Genomic DNA, 16668 nt, shown 5'->3' with positions numbered 1-16668 from the left:
GTCGACGGCGAACGCGTCGCGTCGTCGGCGTCACGGACCCGATCTCACCCGGTCTGGACCTGACGGACCGCGACGGCCAGGTGCACGATGGCGACGGCGACCGACCCCCGGAGTGAAGGACGCAAGCGTGACGACAACAGACAGCGGCCTGGCGAATCCCGAAGCCGAAGCATCCAAAGCAGGAAAACTCAGTCTCCCCGCGCTCACCGCGATGGTCGTCGGCTCCATGGTGGGAGCCGGCGTGTTCCAGTTGCCGACGCGCTTCGCCACGCAGACCGGGGTCTACGGCGCCCTGATCGCGTGGGGCATCGCCGGGCTCGGGATGCTCATGCTCGCGCTGGTCTTCCAGACCCTCGCGAACCGCAAGCCGAAGCTCAACAACGGTGTGTACGTCTACGCCCGTGAGGGCTTCGGGGTCTACCCGGGCTTCCTCTCCGCGGTCGGATACTGGGCATCCGCGTGTGCGGGGAACGCCTTCTACTGGATTCTGATCATGACCACGATCAGCCAGCTGTTCCCCGAGCTCAAGCCCGCGCTCGGCGAAGGCGACACCTGGCTGTCATTCATCATCTCGGCGGCGGCCGTCTGGGGGTTCTTCTTCCTGATCCGTCAGGGCGTGAAAGAGGCAGCGGCGATCAACGCCATCGTCACGGTGGCGAAGCTGGTGCCGCTGGCACTGTTCCTCGTGCTCGTCATCTTCTTCTTCAAGTGGGATGTCTTCATCGGCAACCTGAGCGGCGGTTACGACGTTCCCGGCGGAGACTCCCTGTTCCTCCAGGTGCAGGGCACCATGCTCGTCACGGTGTTCGTGTTCCTCGGCATCGAGGGGGCGAGCGTCTACTCGCGGCACGCGAAGAAACGATCGGACGTCGGCAAGGCGACCGTCACCGGCTTCCTGGCGGTGCTGGCACTGTTCGCGTGCGTGTCGATCCTGTCGTACGGCATCTTGCCGAAGGCCGAGATCGCGCACCTCCCACAGCCGTCGGTGGGCAGCGTGCTCGAAGCGGCGGTCGGACCGTGGGGTGGCGCGTTCATCCGCATCGGGCTCATCATCTCGGTGCTCGGCGCCTATCTGGCCTGGCAGCTCCTGGCGGCCGACGTGGTGTTCGCCGCCGCGAGCGACAAGGACATGCCGAACTACTTCGGCCGTCTGAACAAGCACGGCGCGCCGGCGAACGCCGTGCTCTGGACGTCCATCTTCGTCACGGCCATCCTGTTCGCCGTGCAGTTCCTGCACAACGCGCTCGACTTCACGCTCGACCTCACGGCGGCGCTGTCGCTCGCGCCGTACGCCCTGGCCAGCGGCTACGCGATCAAGATCGCGCTGAAACGCGACGGCTACGACATCACGAAGCCCGACCACCGCACCCGCGACCTCGTCATCGCGATCATCTCCACCGTGTACACGCTGTTCCTCGTCTGGGCGGCCGGGTATGTGTTCATGTTCCTGGCGGCCCTCTTGCTGGCTCCGGCGACGCTGCTGTACTACTTCGCGCGCCGCGAGCAGCGACAGGATGCTTCGCCTGGCACACACGTCAGCATCTTCACCAGACCGGGCCTGATCGTGTTCATCGTGCTCGTGGTGTTCGCCATCGTGGGGCTCGTGCTGCTCCTTACCGGGGCCGTGCAGATCGCGCCGCCGGCACCCGTCGATTACTACAACCACTGATAACGAACCAGGCAAACGCAAGAAGGAGCATCCGATGCCGAATCAGCCGTACGGCGTGCACTCCGAGGTGGGCAAGCTCAACAAGGTTCTGGTGTGCCGCCCCGGGCTCGCGCACGAGCGCCTCACGCCCAGCAACAACGACGACCTGCTCTTCGACGACGTGCTGTGGGTGCACAACGCCCAGCGCGACCACCACGACTTCGTGCTCAAGCTCGAGGCGCGCGGTGTCGAGGTGGTGGAGCTGCACGACCTGCTCACCCAGACGCTGGCTGTGCCCGGCGCGAAGGCGTGGCTGCTCGACCGCAAGATCACGGCGAACGAGGTCGGGCTCGGGCTCGTCGACGATACCCGGGCGTTCCTCGACTCGCTGGATGACGCGGTGCTGGCCGAGTACCTGATCGGCGGCCTCTCGACACGCGAGCTTCCCGCGGAGTTCCGGCCCGCATCCGTGTCGCTGGCCCGCGAGTCGACGGGCACGACCGAATACCTGATGCCGCCGCTGCCGAACACGATCTACACGCGCGACACCACCTGCTGGATCTACGGCGGCCTCACGATGAACCCGCTGTTCTGGCCCGCACGGCACGACGAGACGCTGCTGATGAAGGCGATCTACACGTTCCATCCGGAGTATGCCGGAAGCACGGTGTGGTGGGGCGACCCGGAGAAGGAGTGGGGGCAGGCCACGCTCGAAGGCGGCGACGTGATGCCGGTCGGCAACGGCGCCGTGCTCATCGGCATGAGCGAGCGCACCTCCCGACAGGCGATCACCCAGGTCGCGGCGAACCTGTTCCGGGCGGGCGCTGCGTCCCGCGTCGTGGTGGCCGGCATGCCGAAGCTGCGGGCGGCGATGCACCTCGACACGGTGTTCACCTTCGCGGACCGCGATCTGGTGACCTACTATCCCGACATCGTGGACGGCATCCAGGCGTTCTCGCTGCGCCCGGCCGATTCCGGCGGCGTGGAGGTCACCGAGGAGAAGGATTCGTTCGTGGACGTGGTCGCGGATGCCCTCGGGCTGGCCCGCCTGCGCACCGTCGAGCCAGGAGGCGGCTGGTACGCCGGCGAGCGCCAGCAGTGGGACAGCGGCAACAACGCCGTCGCCGTGGAGCCGGGCGTCGTTTTCACCTACGACCGCAACACCCACGTGAACACGCTGCTGCGCAAGGCGGGCGTCGAGGTGATCACGATCGTGGGCGCCGAACTCGGCAGGGGCCGCGGGGGCGGCCACTGCATGACGTGCCCGATCTCGCGTGACCCCGTGGAGTTCTAAGCCGTACGCGACAACCCGGACCACGGCCTATGGCCGAGCGACCGCTCGCGGCTGATGCCCGAACCTCGTGGCCTGAATCGGATGCGCTCGCGCCGTCGTGTCGGGGCTGCGCATGCCCTTCTCCCGGTGCGCCGGGCGGATCTCGGTCTCCGTGCCCTCCAGCACCCTGATCTGCTCGATCAGCTTCGCCCTGAGCTCGGTGATGACCTCCTCGAACGCCGCCTCGTGGATGAGGTTCTGCAGTTCGTAAGGATCCGCTTCGAGGTCGAACAGGGCATCCTCTTCGTAAACCGTCGATGACGCGGCCGCCATGCCGTCGTCGCCGGGAACGAGCACCGAGTACTTCCAGCGCTCCGTGCGCAGCGCGCGGCCGAGTTGCGACTCGCTGATCTGCACGAGCACGCTGTCGCGCCACGGCTCCGCGTCGGGCCGGCGGTCCACCAGCGGCAGCAGGGAGCGACCGTGCAGGTTCTGCGTGTCGACTCCCGCCATCTCGAACAGGGTCGCCGGCAAGTCGACGGTGCTGACGAGCTCGCTGTGCCGGCCGCCCGCGGTGAACGGGCCGCCGTGCAGCACGAACGGAACCCTGATGGATGCCTCGTGGCACGACCGCTTGTATTCCGCGTTGCGCGTCTTGAAGTGCGACCCGTGGTCGGAGGTCACCACGACGACGGTGTCGTCCAGCAGTCCGAGGCTCTTCAGCGCATCGTTGATGCGGCCGATGCACTCGTCGAGCCGCTTGATCTGGCCGTAGTATCCGCCCAGGTGCGCGGCAGACGTGCCGCCGAGCGTCGCGAGGTCCGGCGGCGTCCACCGTCCGGTGTACTGCTCCGCGTAGCCGTCCGGCGCCGGATAGTCGTCGCGCTCGTTCTGATGGTGCGGCTCGAGGAACGAACTGAACAGCATGAAGGGGCGGTCGTGATTGTCTGCGATGAAGCGGATGATGGCATCCGTCAGAGCGTCGGCGCGATAGCCGGGAAGCATGACGGGCTCGCAGTCCTCGTCCCAGACGACAGTGCGGTACTCGTCGGAGCTGAATTCCAGCAGGTCGGCGGCGAGCCAGCTTCGGTAGCCGCCGCGGTGCTCCTCGGTCACCGGGTCCTGGTCGGCGAGGTGCCACTTTCCGATGTAACCGGTCTGATAGCCGGCGTCGTTGAACGCGCCCGCGATCGTCCTGGCATCGACTGCGAGCGGGATGCCGTTGACGTGCACGCCCGTCGCGGTCGGCATGAGCCCGGTCTGCAGAGCCGAGCGTGCGGGAGCGCACACCGGGTTCGGCGTGAACGCGTTCTCGAAGTGCGTGCCGGTCTGAGCCATGCGGTCGATATTGGGCGTGAGCCCGAGAGGGTTGCCGTGCACGCCGAGCGTGTCGAACCTCTGCTGGTCGGTGAGGAACACCAGGACATTGGGTTTGTCGGCCACAGTCCTACCTTTCTGGTCGAAAACCTGTCGATTCGGACGTGCGCCGATTCGCAAGTCCGTCGGTCACTTGATCCCGGACATCGCGATACCCCGAACGACGTACTTCTGCGTGAACAGGAACAGGGCGCAGATCGGCACGAACAGCAGAAGAGAGGCCATCGCCGTCAGGTTCCACTGCGTGAACGACTCCTTGTTGAACAGCGGGAGCGCGATGGTGATCACGCGCATCTGCTCGGTCGAGGTCGCGATCAACGGCCAGATGAACTCGTTCATCTGGAACACGAATGAGAACAGTCCGAGCACGGCCAGGGCCGGCTTCGTCTGCGGCAGCACGATGTTCCAGTAGATGCGCCATTCGGATGCCCCGTCCACGCGAGCCGCTTCGCCCAGCTCGTTCGGCACCGAGATCATGTACTGCCGCATCAGGAAGATGCCGAAGGCATCCATCAGGAACGGCACGACCAGACCCTGGTACGAGTTGAGCCAGCCCGCGTTGCTGAACATCACGTACAGCGGCAGCATGCGAACGAAGAACGAGATCATCATCGTCGCGAGGATGGCCGTGAAGATCGCGCCTTTGAGCGGGAAGTCGAACTTCGCGAACACGTAGCCGACCATCGGGTCGAACACGAGGTGGGAGATCGTGATGAGGCCCGCGACGATGAGGCTGTTCAGCAGGAAGCGACCGAACGGCGCGGCGTCGAAGACGCGGGCGATGTTGCCCCACTGCCACGTGCTCGGGAGGAGCACCGCCGTGCCGCCCTGCACCTCGGCGTCCGACTGGAAAGCCAGCGAGATCATGTACAGCAGCGGGATGACGCATGCCAGGGCGAGCAGGATCGCGACGACATAGCTGACCGCTGTCGCGCCGGGAAAGAGCCGGTCATCGAGCCCGCGCTGGGAGCGGCGACGGGCCGGGCGGGCTGCGAGCGTCATACGAGATCCTTCCGACGCCCGATCCTCATCTGGATGAAGGAGAGGATCAGGATGAAGATGAGCAGCAGGAACGCCATCGCGGAGGCGTAGCCGATGTCCTGGTTGGTGAACGTCTCCTGGTACACCTGGAAGACGAACAGCGACGTCGCATCCCCCGGCCCGCCGTTCGTGACGATGTACGGCAGCCCGAACTGCTGCATCGAGCTGATCACGCCGACAAGCAGCACGAAGAACGTCGTGGGCGCCAGCAGCGGAACCGTGATGCGACGGAACCGGGTCCACACGCCCGCGCCGTCGATCTTGGATGCCTCGTAGACCTCTTCGGGAATGGCCTGCAGTCCGGCCAGGAACAGCATCATCACGTATCCGCTCTCCTGCCAGACGGTGATGCCGATCAGCGTCTGAAGCGGCGCGGTGTTGAGCCACTCCTGCCCGGGAAGCCCCACCGCGTGCAGAGCCGTGTTCAGGATGCCGACGCTCGGGTCGAGGATGTTCCGCCACAGCAGACCGACGATCGCGATCGACGTCATGTAGGGAACCAGGATCATGGTGCGCAGCACGACGCGCCCGCGCAGTCCCTGGTTCAGCATCAGCGCCAGCAGCAGGCCGATGATGATGCTGCCCACCAGGCTCCCGGCGGCGTATTCGAGCGTGACGAGGAACGAATGGATGACGACGGGGTCGCTGAGTGCGCGCAGGTAGTTGTCGAAACCCACGGGCACCGGGTCGGTGAGGCCCGAGGTGAAGCTCGTGAGGAGCTCGTTGAAGAGCGGATAGAAGAACATCGCGACGAAGAAGACGACCGCCGGTATCAGGAACAGATACGCGGTGATGATCTGCTTGCGCCGCAGCGGCGTGACGCGCCGCCCCTGGCGCCGGGTCGGCGAAGGCGGCGTGCCCTCGTCCACCACGGGAACGGTGTCGACAAGACTCATGGCCACGACCTAGACGTACGACTTCACGGTGCTCTGGAACTTCGCCATCGCGGTGTCGACGGCGGTCTGCTGAGACACGATCTGCTGGTACATGGTGGTGTACGCCGTAGTGATGCTGGCGATGTTGTTGTTCTGCGACAGCGGCTTGTCGGTGGCGACCGCGAGCGGAAGCGACTTCGCGACGACGTTCAGGAGCGGATCGCTCTTCACTGCGGAGTTCTCGGCCCACGACTTGCGCGGCATGGTCATGCCGGTCTCCGTCGTCACCGCGAGCTCCGTCTTCAGCTTGGTCATCTCCTTGATGAGCTCCCACGCGAGGTCGGCGTTCTGCGATTTGGCCGGGATCATCAGGCCGGAGCCGGCGAGCGTCGCCGACTGCGTCTTGCCGGTGAGCGGCGCGGCGATGCCCAACTCGATGTCGGCGCTGCCGGTCTGGATCGGGCTGATATCCCACGGGCCCGTGAGGATCATGGCGGACTGCTTGGCCGAGAACATCTTCTGCGGCCCGGAGTAGCTGACGCTCGCGACCGGTGCAGGCGACGACTTGTACTTGTAGACCATGTTCTGCTGGAGGGCGAACGACTTCGCCGCCGCAGCTTCCGGCGTGAGGAACTTCTTCGAGCTCGCGTCGAAATAGTCCGCTCCGGCCTGCAGCACCCACGGCAGCGAGTAGCTGGAGTCCTGGTTCAAGGCGGCCCCGTAGACGCCGTTGCCCGTGAGCGCCTTGCACGCCTCGGTGAACTCGTCCCAGGTCTTCGGAGCGTCGACGTTGGCGGCATCCAACAGCCCCTTGTTGTAGAAGATGAGGCCGTTGCAGGTGAGGTGCAGCGGGATGGCGTACGTGCTGCCGTTCGCCTGCCGCACCTCGACGCCCGCCTTCACGAAGTCGCTCGGGAAGCCCATGGCCTTTCCGTCCTTGGCGATGTAGTCGTCGAGGGCGAGGACGTTGCCCGCCGTGCCCCAGCGCACGCTCCACCAGGAGCCGTTCTCCTCGCACAGGTCGGGCACATCACCGGAGAGGAAGCCCGCCGTCAGCTTTGTCTGCAGGTCGGGCCACTGCTGCGGGTTCACGGTGACCTTGATGTTGTGCTCCTTCTCGAAGCGCGAGAAGAGGTCGGTGTACGCCTTGTAGATGTGGCCGGCGTTCATGTAGATCACGAGCTCTTTGCCCGTGCGTTCACCGGTGACCCCGTGCTTGCCCTTGCCCTTGGTGCTCGACGAGCCGGACGACTTGTTGAGCCCGACGGAACAGCCGGCGAGCATGCCGGCGGAGGCGAGCGAGAGGCCTCCGATTCCGGCGGCTTTGAGCAGGGAGCGGCGCGACAGGCCATTGTTCGGCTGGTTCACGGTGATCTCCTTCGATCGAGGCGCGCATGGGGCGCCTGGTTGGCGTTTTGGGGTGGGGTGGATCAACTGGATGCCCGGACGAACCTCGTCCACGGCAGGGACAGGGTGGTGCAGGGAACCGCTGGGTCGTCTATGCGTTCCAGCACGTGGTCGAAGATGGCGGCGAAGTCGCCCTCGGGGATGCCGAGGCTCGTCAGCTCGGGAACGGTGCTGCGACCCTCGGCGGTGTTTCCGCAGCCGATCACGGCGAGATCGTCGGGCACGCGGATGCCCGCGTGCCCAGCTGCCCAGATGGCGGACACCGCGCCGCGATCGCTGAATGAGATCAGGGCATCCGGTGCCTCGTCCTCCGCCAGAAGGCGCAGTACCTGGTCGTAGGTGGCCTGACGGTTATCGGCACACGTCACGACTCGCGAGGACAGGTCGGCGGCGCGCATTCCATCGAGGTAGCCACGCTTGCGCAGGTTGACATGCGGGGAGCCGTGAGGAGCCTCGTAGTCGAGGAACACGATGCGCCGGCGGCCCGAGTCGGCGAGATATCGAACGGCGTCGATGACCGCCTCGCGCTGGAACTCGCGCACGACATCGGCCGCGTCGGTGACGATCGTGTCGCTGAAGATCGTGACCGGCACATTGCTGTCGGTCGCGTACGCCAGCATCTTCTCGTTGTCCTGGTCGTCGCAGTTGGCGATGAGCGCGTCGAGGTAGCCGCGGGCGAGTGCACGCTGCACGGATTCGGCCGTGTCCGACTCGAACGGGATCTGCACCAGGCTGTAGTCGCGCTCGGCGAAGTGCCTCAGTGCGCGAGCGGAGAACGCGTCGAACCACGGGGTGACCGGCGGCACATAGGCGACGCCGATGATCTCGGAGCGCTGGCGCCGCAGAGCGCGTGCGCGGTGGTTGACGACGTAGCCGAGTTCGGCCGCGGCATCCTCGACGCGCTTGCGGGTCTCTTCGGGGAACGAGCGCTTGCGCGACTCGTTGCCGCTGAGCAGGTACGAGACCGTCGAGGGAGACACGTCGGCGAGTTGGGCGACGTCGGCCTGCGTCGGCCGGGTTCGAGCGTTGAGCACAGTCATACGATTGACTAACTTGATCGGCTTGTCAATCGTTTGACTGAATTTGTTTGCCGAAAGGCGCGAAGTTCGATCGGAGGCTGCCGCCACCGTCACCGGCGCCGGCCGTGCTGGAAGGCGTTCGCCGCCGCGCACGAGGGGAGGGTCCCGGCGAGACGCCGGGACCCTCCCCTCGTTGTACGGAAACCGCGCGCTACAGCTGCGCCCAGGCGCGCGTCAGCACGTCATGCAGGATCTCCCGGATCTGCGCGAACTCTGTGGGGCCGATCGTGAGCGGCGGCGAGAGCTGGATGACCGGGTCTCCACGGTCATCCGCCCGGCAGTACAGCCCGGCCTCGAACAGCGCCCTCGACAGGAAACCGCGTAGCAGCCGCTCCGACTCCTCGTCGTTGAACGTCTCCTTGGTGGCCTTGTCCTTCACCAGCTCGATGCCGAAGAAGTAGCCCGCACCGCGCACGTCGCCGACGATCGGCAGGTCGAGCAGCGTCTCCAGCTCTGCGCGGAACAGCGGCGAGTTCTCGCGCACCCGCTCGTTGAGCTTCTCCTCCTCGAAGATGTCGAGGTTCTCCATGGCGACCGCTGTCGACACCGGATGCCCGCCGAACGTGTAGCCGTGCGGGAAGGATGCCTCGCCATGCTTGAACGGCTCGTACACCTTCTCGCTCACGATGCACGCACCGAGGGGCGAGTACCCGCTGGTCATCGCCTTCGCGCACGTGATCATGTCGGGCTCGTAGCCGTACTCGTCGCACGCGAACCACTGGCCGATGCGACCGAACGCGCAGATCACCTCGTCGCTGACCAGCAGCACGTCGTACTCGTCGCAGATCTCGCGCACGCGCTGAAAGTATCCGGGAGGCGGCGGGAAGCATCCGCCCGCGTTCTGCACCGGTTCGAGGAACACAGCCGCGACGGTGTCGGGCCCTTCGAACTCGATCATCTCCGCGATGCGGTCGGCAGCCCACTGTCCGAATGCCTCGAGATCGTCGCCGTGCTCCGGCGCCCGGTAGAAGTTGGTGTTCGGTACACGGAACCCGCCCGGTGTGAGCGGCTCGAACATCGCCTTCATCTCGGGGATGCCCGTGAGCGCCAGCGCTCCCTGCGTCGTGCCGTGATACGCGATCGACCGCGAGATCACCTTGTGCTTGGTGGGCTTTCCGCGCAGCTTCCAGTAGTACTTCGCGAGCTTGAACGCGGTCTCGACGGCCTCGCCGCCGCCGGTCGTGAAGAACACGCGGTTCAGGTCGCCGGGCGCGTAACTCGCGAGCCGGTCGGCGAGCTCGATCGCGGCGGGGTGCGCGTACGACCAGATCGGGAAGTAGGCGAGCTGCTCGGCCTGGCGGGCGGCGGCATCCGCGAGTCGTTTGCGTCCGTGGCCGGCGTTCACGGTGAACAGGCCGGCGAGGCCGTCGATGTACTCCTTGCCCTGGATGTCCCACACCCGGTGGCCCTCGCCGCGCACGATGATGGGTACGCCAGAGCCGTCTTCCATCACGGACTGGCGGGCGAAGTGCATCCAGAGGTGGTCCTTCGCCTTCGCCTGCAGCGCGGCGTCGTCGAGGCCCACGCCCGCGGCCATTGTCTCGGTGCTCGTCATCGTGCCCTGCCTTTCCACCGCACGGCTTGCCACCGACGGTGCTACGTCATCTCTTCATTCTCTTCACCGCGGATGCCCGCCCGCAGCCCGCGCGGACGAATCGCCCGATTCGTCCTGGTTTTGCGACGCCGCGTCGAGCCGCCGTGCGTCATGCGGCGCCGGACGCGACCGATGGACGCGGCGTCGTATCCCGGAGTACGCCTGGATGCCTCGCAAGGCCAGATTGCGCACCCCGAGTCCGGCAGCTGTCTTCGGCACCAGTTGCGAGGCCGTCGTCCGCACGCGCTTCTGCTTGGGCATGACGAGCATGCGGTGCCGCCGCTCGTATTCGGCGAACGCGTCGGCCGGATCCGCATGGTCCGCCAGCGCCTCTGCGAGCGTTCGCGCCCCGATCATGGCGAGCGACGAGCCGTCGCCGAAGAGCGAGACCGACGAAGCAGAGTCACCGAGGAGCACAATGCGTCCGCGATGCCAGGCGTCCAGTCGCATCTGGGTGACGGTGTCGAAGTAGACCTCCGGCGCGTCGACGAACCGCTCGACGAATTCCGGAACGCGCCAGCCGACGTCCGAATAGGCGTCGGCGACGATGCGTCGATGCTGCGCCGTGTCGCGATGATCGAAGCTCTCGGCGAGCGCGCTGTGGAAGATGAACGCGCCGATCGGCACGCCGGTCGAGGGATGCAGCGAGAACGAGACACCGGGCGCGTTCACCATGGTCATCTCTTCGGGGTCCACCGTGGCGCCCGGAGCGGAGACGGTGCCCACGAACATCCCGATCCGATGGGAGAAGTTGCCCTCGGGGCCGAACGCGAGAGCACGCACCCGGGAGTGCTGCCCGTCGGCCCCGATCACGATGTCGAAGCGGCCGCTGGATCCGGATTCGAACTCCACGCCGACGCCGCCCGGATGCTCCTCGAGCCGCGCGATCGAGTCGTCGAAAACGACGTTCGCACGCTGCTTCGCCGCGTCGAGAAGGATGCCCGCCAAGTCTGCCCGAGGCACCTCTACCCCGTCGGCGCCACCCGTCACGGAGTCTGCCGCGATCGTCGCCACGCGTCTGCCCGACGGGTCCAAAGCGACCAGCCGTCGGACTCCGGTCGCCGCGTCGCGTACGCGCTCGTCGACCGCCATCTGCCGCGCCACGAGCATCGCCTCGCCGTGCACATCGACCGGGTTGCCGCTGGAACGCTGCCCCGCGGCCTTCTCGACAACCGTCACGTGCACGCCGCGCGCGGCGAGTTGCCAGGCCACAGTCGCGCCGGCGATGCCGGCGCCGCACACGAGGGCCGATCGCATGGCGCCGGCTCCCGACGCCGACGCGCGGCTTCCCTCATCTCGAACCGTCTTCCGGTTTTCGCATTCATTGCTAGTTCGCACTCGATGCAATTTAGCATCGATTGCTAGAGTAGTGACTGTGGCTCCTACCGAACTCGCAGCAGGGCAGACATTGCGTGAACGCAAGCGGGCACAGACTCGCGAGCGCATCGTCGCCGCGGGAGTGCGGCTGTTCTCGACGAAGGGCTACGACGACACGACAGTGGCCGACATCGCCGCCGAAGCCGACATCGGCACCCGCACTTTCTTCGGCTACTTCGAGGGCAAAGACGCCTTGCTGTTCGGCGCAGGCAATGACCGCATCGACATCGCGCTCTCGACCATCGCTGAGGCCTCGCCCGACGACGACCCCGCCGGGGTGCTTCTCCACGCCTTGGACGCCGCGGCGAAGGCGACCGACGACGACTTCATGAGCGAGCAGGCCGTTCTGCGACTGCGGCTCGTCGACTCTGTTCCCGCTGTCCGTGCGCGCGGAGCACAGGCGGAGCTGGCGGCCACCCGCGACATCGCCGCGGCCTTGCTCGCGAAGTTCACGCAGCTGGATCCCGCGCAGGCGGCGGGTATCGCTGGAGCGTTCGTCGGCGCCAGCACCGCTGCCGTGCAGGCCGTGCTGCACGACTCGTCCGGGCTCACGGCTCCGCAGCGTGCGGAGCGCATCCGATCCGCTGTCGCCGCCGGCCTCGGTGTGAAGGAGTGAGCGGGAGACTGGAGCGCAACACTCGATGATGAACGGAAGTGCGGCATCCATGACCTCGACCATCGCTGAGGTGCGCCTGCACCGAGTAGCCGTGCCGCTCGTGCGTCCGTTCGTCACCGCGGTGCGCACTGCGACCGAGATCGACGCGATGATCGTCGAGGTGATCGACAGCGACGGGCGAAGCGGATGGGGCGAGGCGCCCACCAGCTGGCGTGTCACCGGCGAGAGTCCGCAGAGCGTCACCGCTGCGGTCGAGGGACCACTGCGCGAGGCCGCGCTCGGACTGCCGGTGAACGATCCGGCTGGCGCGAGTCTCGCGCTCGAACGCGCGGTCGTGCGCAACTCCTCGGCGCGCATGGCGGTCGACTGCGCCCTCTACGACCTCGCGGCGCAGTACGCGGGAGTGCCGCTGTTCCGGATGCTCGCGCGCTCGTCTTCGACGCCGGCGCGCCCCGAGCCCGCAAGTGGCTCCTCGCCGAGGGACACGTCGCCGAGAGCCGTGTCTCCGGCCACCCTTCGTGCCGACAGTGCCGCGGCGTCCGCGACCGCGGTGCGCACCGACATGACGCTGTCCGCGGTGGCCGATGCCACGGGCATCCAGCAGCTCGTCGAGACGGCAGTGCAGCACCGGGATGCCGGCTTCCGCACACTCAAGCTCAAGGTCGGCGCAGGCGGTGACGACGTCGTCGCCATGCAGGCGGTGCGGGATGCCGTCGGCCCGTCGGTCACGCTGCGTGCGGACGCGAACCAGGGCTGGAGCCCCACGCGGGCGGTGGGCGTGATCCGCGCGTGGGAGGACGCCGGACTCGACGTGCAGCTCATCGAGCAACCGGTGCACCGCGACGACATCGACGGCCTCGCGTTCGTCACGGCGCGCGTGACCACACCGGTGCTCGCCGACGAGAGCGTGTGGACGTCTCGAGACGCCCGAGAGGTGATCGCGCGGCACGCCGCCGACATGATCAACATCAAGCTGGCGAAGACCGGCGGCATCCGCGAGGCGATCGCGCTCCGCGACCTGGCGGCGAGCGCCGGCGTGCGCGTCATCGTGGGTTGCATGATGGAGAGCCACGTCGGCATCGCGGCGGCCGCCGCGGTGGCTGCATCCATCGACGCGTCGGCTCCCGTGGCCGCGGTCGGCGTGGCGCCCGGCGCGGATCCTTCCGGCGCGTCACCCGGCACCGATCCCTTCGACACGTCATCCGGCACCGCAGCGGCCAGCGCTGCTTCCCCCAGCGCGTCACCGAAGCTCGCGGCGGCCCCGATGGCGCACGACCTCGACGCCGGACTCTGGATGCGCCGCTCGCCCGTGCACGGCGGCATCCGCTACGAAGGCGAGACAGTGCACCTGGCCGAGGCACCCGGTCTCGGCATCACCGCTCTCCGCTGACCCGTCGGAGCGCGCGCGGAAGACGCACGAGGCAAACCCGGGCACCAGCGCGATACGCAAGAGGCGGACCGGGCACCAGGCCCGACCCGCCTCTTGCGTATCGCGTGGGCGTCAGCTCGCGGAACCGGCGCAGGCGTACACCGCGCGCGCCGGAGCGGGCACCGACGTCTGACCCGCAGGCAACGTGCCGTGCAGCGCGTAATACGTCAGGTCCGCCACGCGCTGCGGCCCCTGCGACGCTGTCGCAGCTGATCCGTTCAGGAACAATCCGGCGCCGGGGAGCGTGGTGCGCGCCGCCGTGACGTAGTCGTACGGGGTGCTCCCGCCGTCTTCCGCCGACGGATCCGTCCAGCCGCAGACGTTGTACTCGAGCGCACTCGTCGCCGCCGTGCCCGACGTGATCACGAGGTGCTGGCCGGAGAGCGTAGCGGCCCACGCGACCGCGAACGACGAGGTCACCTGCGCCGCGGGAAGGCCGGCCGCTGTCGCCGCAGCGTCCGCCGCCGCACGGTCATCCGCCGTCGCCGCGTACAGAAGCACCCGGTCGGCGAAGGTGGCCGGCCCGGTCGGCAGCGACTGCGTCGTCCACGGGCCGGTCGGCGACGCCGTGTCGCCGGTGGTGTCCATCACCGGGCCGTTCGCGGTCTCCAGGTACACCTGGATCGGCTGGTGCGCCACCGGATGCGCGCTGATCCCGGCGAGCGACGTGGCGGTTCCCGGCAGCGTCGTGGTGTGCCAGCCCGAGCCGTCGCTGTACGTGATCGCCGGCGTCCCTCCGTCGGTGAGGTACGCGATCGCCGTACCGAGCGGGTGCGCCGCACCCGAGGCATCCAAGGTTCCGGGCGGCTGCACGAAGGAACCCAGACCGCCGGTGACCGCCGATGCCAGCAGGTAGTTCGTCGCCGCGACGGCGCTCCCTTCAGCCGGAGTGCCCTGCAGCGCCGACTCGCTCCACGATCCGTGCGAGCCCTCGGTGAGCTCCGCGAACGAGCTGCCGTGGTGTCCGTGCGCGATCACGCCGTTGACCACGACCACCGCATCGCCGGACGGCGTCGTCATGGCCGCCAGGGCCGCCCCGGAGCGCACCTTCGCGTTCAGGTTCGCCGTGTGCCAACCGCGACCCGCCTGCTCGGTCACGGTGACGTGGCCCGAACGGCCCACGCCGAAGACGCGCGGTCCGCTCGTGGTGACGGCGATCGCCAGCGGCGCAGCGCTCATCGGCGCTCGGCCGATCTCGTGGCTGGACCACGTGCCCGACTGCAGGCTCGTCTCGGCGAGGCGGCCGCGGGCATCCACGAAGTACACCGCGGGTCCGGATGCCGTCACCGCCGCGACCACGTCGCTTCCGTTCGCCGGTGTCCCCGGCAGCACCCGGCTGCTCCACGTGCCGTCGATGAAGGATGTCTCGGCCAGCGCCCCGTCTGCGTTGCGATAGAAGGCGTGCGGCGTCATCGCCGAGTCGGCGTCGGCATCCTGGTAGGCGAGGTTCGCGATCGAACCGCTGCTCGCCGGCGTTCCCGCCGTCTGCACCTGCAACCAGCTCGCGCCGTCCCACACATCGGCGACGAGGCCGTCGCCACCGCGCAGGAACCGGTAGTACGACACCGGGTAGCTCGAGTACCAGACCGCGGTGGACGGCACTGCCGCTTCGCTGCCGGATGCCGCCAGTACCGTCACGTTCTGCCGCACAGTGCTGATGGTGCCGAAGTTCGAGGTTGCGGTCACCGTGATCGTGAAGGTGCCCGGCGTGGAGAAGACGTGCGTGACATCCGCACCGGTGGCATTCGTGGTGCGGCCGTCGCCGAAGGTCCAGTAGTAGCCCGTGATCGAGCCGCCGCGTTCGGATGCGCTGGCGTGGAAGACGGCATCCGTTCCGGTCACGGCTGTGTGCGAGCCCGAGATACCGGCGCGGGGGTTCGGCTTCTGCGCGGACGTCGGCGGCGAGACGAGCACCCACTGCTCACCGGCACCCCAGGTGTTCGCGGCGAACGTGGTGAGGTTCAGGTTGGTGTCGTGCTCGACCTTGACGTTGACCGAGCTGCTGAAGTCACCGTTGACCATGTCGACCGTGCCGTCATCGTTCACCGCGACGATGATGCCGACGTGATCGGCGTACCGCGTGGCGCTGATCGCACCGGAGCCGAAAAACGCGACGGCGTCACCGACCTGCGGAGTGCCGCTGTCGGCGACGGGGGTCTGGCCGTCGTCGAGCGCCCACTGATAGAAGCTGGATGCCGCGGCGTTGATCGTGTTCATGTCCTGCGTGATGCCGGCCTTCTGCCAGACCCACTTGACGAAGTCGGCGCACCAGTTCTCGTTCGAGTTGCGCACGTTGAAGGTCGAGTCGTAGCCGCAGTCGTTCGAGTTGGCCGAGAATCCCGCGACCATCGTCGTGTACGGGTTGCAGTTCAAGCCGCCGAAGCCGGTCACCACGGGGTTGTCGCCGCGACCCACCTGGCTGAGTGCGATGCTGGCGATCTTCGCCCGCAGCTCCGGGTTGCTCGCGCTCTTCGATGCGTCGCTCGGGGATGCCGTGCTCGGGGATGAAGTGCTCGGCGATGCCGTCTCGGGCGCTGCCTTCGACGTCCCGCTCGACGAGTCTGTCGACGACGTGCTCGAGCCCGAACTCGACGAGTCCGCCGTGCTGCTCGGTGCGGATGTGGCCGCCTGGCCGGTCGACGCGGAATCGGCGGTGGCCGACGTGCTCGCGGAAGTCGACGTGCTCGCCGGGCTCGAAGCCGGGCTCCCGGATGTCTGGCCCGAGTCGACCGCGAACGCCGGCTGTGCGAGCGCGAACGACGCGACGACGGCCACGGGCAGCAGCCACCTCGCCCATCGCCGCCGGAGTGGTGGCGCGTCCCCCTGCCGAGACTCGGTCGGTCGAGATCCGATGGAATGACGGACAGGTCGAGATCCGGTGGATCGGCGGCGCGCTGCAGCCACAGTGACATCCCTTCATTGGGCGAGTCCGGGAGCTGCGCGCCGTCTTCC

Annotated in this window: 13 protein-coding genes; 5 read left to right on the top strand and 8 right to left on the bottom strand. The window is 67.6% G+C overall.

Going from position 1 to position 16668, the window contains the following annotated elements:
- Positions 1-127 precede the first annotated feature (127 nt).
- Both H623_RS0106785 and H623_RS0106780 read left to right on the top strand, forming a co-directional pair.
- Positions 128-1669 (top strand): basic amino acid/polyamine antiporter, encoded by a 1542-nt coding sequence (locus H623_RS0106785; protein WP_281169279.1) that lies wholly within the window; start codon positions 128-130, stop codon positions 1667-1669.
- Positions 1670-1703: 34 nt separating this feature from the next.
- Positions 1704-2942 carry an arginine deiminase gene (locus H623_RS0106780; RefSeq protein WP_022900188.1) on the top strand — a complete coding sequence of 413 codons (1239 nt, stop codon included), beginning with the start codon at positions 1704-1706 and terminating at the stop codon, positions 2940-2942.
- A gap of 27 nt (positions 2943-2969) precedes the next feature.
- On the opposite strand, the gene H623_RS0106775 is transcribed toward H623_RS0106780, so the two are convergent.
- The 7 genes from H623_RS0106775 to H623_RS18345 form a co-directional block, all read right to left on the bottom strand.
- Positions 2970-4364: a sulfatase family protein gene (locus H623_RS0106775; protein WP_022900187.1), complete on the bottom strand. Its 1395-nt coding sequence runs from the start codon at positions 4362-4364 to the stop codon at positions 2970-2972.
- Positions 4365-4427: 63 nt separating this feature from the next.
- Positions 4428-5300: a carbohydrate ABC transporter permease gene (locus H623_RS0106770; protein WP_022900186.1), complete on the bottom strand. Its 873-nt coding sequence runs from the start codon at positions 5298-5300 to the stop codon at positions 4428-4430.
- On the bottom strand, positions 5297-6235 hold the full coding sequence (locus tag H623_RS0106765; RefSeq protein ID WP_022900185.1) for a carbohydrate ABC transporter permease: 939 nt from the start codon (positions 6233-6235) through the stop codon (positions 5297-5299). The genes H623_RS0106770 and H623_RS0106765 overlap by 4 nt, the downstream gene beginning before the upstream one ends.
- 9 nt (positions 6236-6244) lie before the next feature.
- The gene (locus H623_RS0106760) at positions 6245-7582 is read right to left on the bottom strand and encodes an ABC transporter substrate-binding protein (RefSeq protein WP_022900184.1); all 1338 of its coding nucleotides are present in this window, start codon (positions 7580-7582) and stop codon (positions 6245-6247) included.
- Between the two features lie 62 nt (positions 7583-7644).
- A complete protein-coding gene (locus H623_RS0106755; protein WP_022900183.1) occupies positions 7645-8661 on the bottom strand; it encodes a LacI family DNA-binding transcriptional regulator in 1017 nt (338 codons plus the stop codon).
- 190 nt (positions 8662-8851) lie between these two features.
- Positions 8852-10255 carry an aspartate aminotransferase family protein gene (locus tag H623_RS0106750; protein ID WP_026940022.1) on the bottom strand — a complete coding sequence of 468 codons (1404 nt, stop codon included), beginning with the start codon at positions 10253-10255 and terminating at the stop codon, positions 8852-8854.
- A gap of 63 nt (positions 10256-10318) precedes the next feature.
- Entirely contained in the window at positions 10319-11551 is a 1233-nt protein-coding gene (locus H623_RS18345) for an FAD-dependent oxidoreductase (protein ID WP_022900181.1), read from the bottom strand.
- Positions 11552-11669: 118 nt separating this feature from the next.
- On the opposite strand from H623_RS18345, the gene H623_RS18340 reads away from it, so the two are divergent.
- Positions 11670-12287, top strand: a complete 618-nt coding sequence (locus H623_RS18340; RefSeq protein WP_022900180.1) for a TetR/AcrR family transcriptional regulator — start codon at positions 11670-11672, stop codon at positions 12285-12287.
- Between the two features lie 49 nt (positions 12288-12336).
- Entirely contained in the window at positions 12337-13677 is a 1341-nt protein-coding gene (locus H623_RS0106735) for a mandelate racemase/muconate lactonizing enzyme family protein (RefSeq protein WP_026940021.1), read from the top strand.
- A 111-nt stretch (positions 13678-13788) separates the two neighbouring features.
- Here H623_RS0106735 and H623_RS20940 read toward each other — a convergent pair whose 3' ends face one another.
- Positions 13789-16065 carry a PKD domain-containing protein gene (locus H623_RS20940; RefSeq protein WP_022900178.1) on the bottom strand — a complete coding sequence of 759 codons (2277 nt, stop codon included), beginning with the start codon at positions 16063-16065 and terminating at the stop codon, positions 13789-13791.
- On the opposite strand from H623_RS20940, the gene H623_RS20935 reads away from it, so the two are divergent.
- Positions 16043-16576 carry a hypothetical protein gene (locus H623_RS20935; protein ID WP_022900177.1) on the top strand — a complete coding sequence of 178 codons (534 nt, stop codon included), beginning with the start codon at positions 16043-16045 and terminating at the stop codon, positions 16574-16576. The two genes, H623_RS20940 and H623_RS20935, sit on opposite strands and share 23 nt — an antisense overlap.
- Positions 16577-16668 lie beyond the last annotated feature (92 nt).

Origin of the sequence: Humibacter albus DSM 18994 (assembly GCF_000421825.1) — a bacterium.
Taxonomy (GTDB): domain Bacteria; phylum Actinomycetota; class Actinomycetes; order Actinomycetales; family Microbacteriaceae; genus Humibacter; species Humibacter albus.
This window is presented reverse-complemented; position numbering and strand designations above follow the sequence as displayed.